General features: G+C 75.4%; 1 protein-coding gene. It reads left to right on the forward strand.

Features of this window, described 5'->3' with window-relative positions:
• Positions 1–1635: hypothetical protein (locus AX685_RS22775; protein WP_197418666.1), on the forward strand; the 1635-nt coding region annotated here is incomplete at its 5' end.
• Positions 1636–1701: the final 66 nt, after the last annotated feature.

The raw sequence follows: 1701 nt of genomic DNA on the forward strand, positions 1-1701 counted from the left end.
GTGGGTGCCGCCGCCGCGCGCCCGGCGGCGGCACCCACCGCCGGCGCGACCGGCGCGTTCATCCAGCCGCTGCCCGGCGTGGCCGCGACGCCGCTGCCCGAACCGTCGCCCAGCGTCAGCCCCACGGCGGTGGCGACGCCGCGCTACGTCATGCCCGCCTCCGCGCGCCGGTCGCTCGCGCTGGTCGGCGCGGCGGATTCGTTCCGGCGCGATGCGTTCGGCACGGCGGACGGGCGTTATCTGGAAATCGTCATGCGCCGGCTGTCGGCGCCGCTGCCGTCGCGCTGGCTGTCGATCGCGCTGCGGCGGATGCTGGTGGCGCGGGTCGATACGCCGCGTGGGCTCAATGGCGCCGATTTCGCGGCCGAGCGCGCGTGGCTGCTGCTGCGGATGGGCGAGTCGGTCGGCGCGCGGGCGGTCGTGCAGGCGGTCGATACCGATCGCGTCACGCCCAAGCTGCGGCAGGTGTGGATGCAGGCCGCGCTGGCGAACGGCGATCCGGGCGGGCTGTGTCCGCTGGCGCCGACCGCCGGCAATGCCGAGCGCGGCTGGGTGGTGGCGCGCGCGATGTGTGCCGGGCTGACCGGCGACACACGCGCGCGCGCGCTGATCGCCGATGCGCGGCGGCAGCGGGTGGCGAGCGGGATCGACCTGCAACTGGCGCAAAAGGTGATGGGCGCGGGCGTCGACAGCCGTCAGGCGATCACCGTCGACTGGACGCCGGTGGTGCAGCTGACCGCGTGGCGTTTCGGGCTGGCCGTTGCCACCGGGGCGACGGTGCCCGACGAACTCTATGCCACGGTCGGCGCGCAGGTGACCGGCTGGCGCGCGCTGGCGCCGGGCATCCCGCTGATCCAGCGCGCGGCCGCGGCGGACCGCGCGGCGGCGATGGGCGTCGTCAGCAGTGCGGCGCTGGTCGACCTGTATTCCGCGCTGGCCGATGCCGATGACGTGCCCGGTGCGCTGACCCGCACCACCAACGGCCTGCGCGATGCCTATGTCGCCGCGGACGACGGCGCGCGGCTGTCGGCGCTGGGCGCGTTGTGGGACGGGGCGTCGGACGATGCGGGGCGCTATGCCCGGCTGATCCTGACCGCCCATGCCGCCGCGCGAGTCACCCCGCGCGCCGGGGTGGACCAAGCCGACCGGCTGGTCGCCGCTATGCTGTCGGCGGGGATGGATCGTACCGCGCTGCGCTGGCAACCCTATGTCCGTGTCGGCGGCGATGCCTGGGCGATGCTGTTGCTCGCCGATCCCGACGCGCGCGGCATCCGCCCCGGCAGCATCATCGGCGATTACACGCCGGAGGGCGCGACGGCGCAGCGCCGGAAGCAGATGTTCTTCGCCGCGCTGGCGGGGCTGGGGCGGCTGTCGGCCGCGGATGTCGAGGAGAATGCCGCGACGCTGGACGTGCGGATCGGATCGCCCAACGGCTGGACCCGCGCGATCGACCGTGCGGCGGCGGAGGGGCAGGCGGGCACCGTCCTGCTGCTGGCAGCGACGGGGATGCAGGCGGGGAACTGGCGCGCGGTCCCGCCGGCCGCGCTGTACCGCGCGCTGCGCAGCCTGCGCGCGGTCGGGCTGGACGGCGAGGCGCGGATGATCGCGGCCGAGGCGATCGCGCGGCTGGCATGACGACCGCGGTCGGCGACCGCGATGCGATCGACCGCTTTCTGGAGATGATGGCGGCGCAGGCGGGGG

The organism is Sphingomonas sp. CCH9-F2 (genome assembly GCF_001556735.1).
GTDB lineage: Bacteria > Pseudomonadota > Alphaproteobacteria > Sphingomonadales > Sphingomonadaceae > Sphingomonas > Sphingomonas ginsenosidimutans.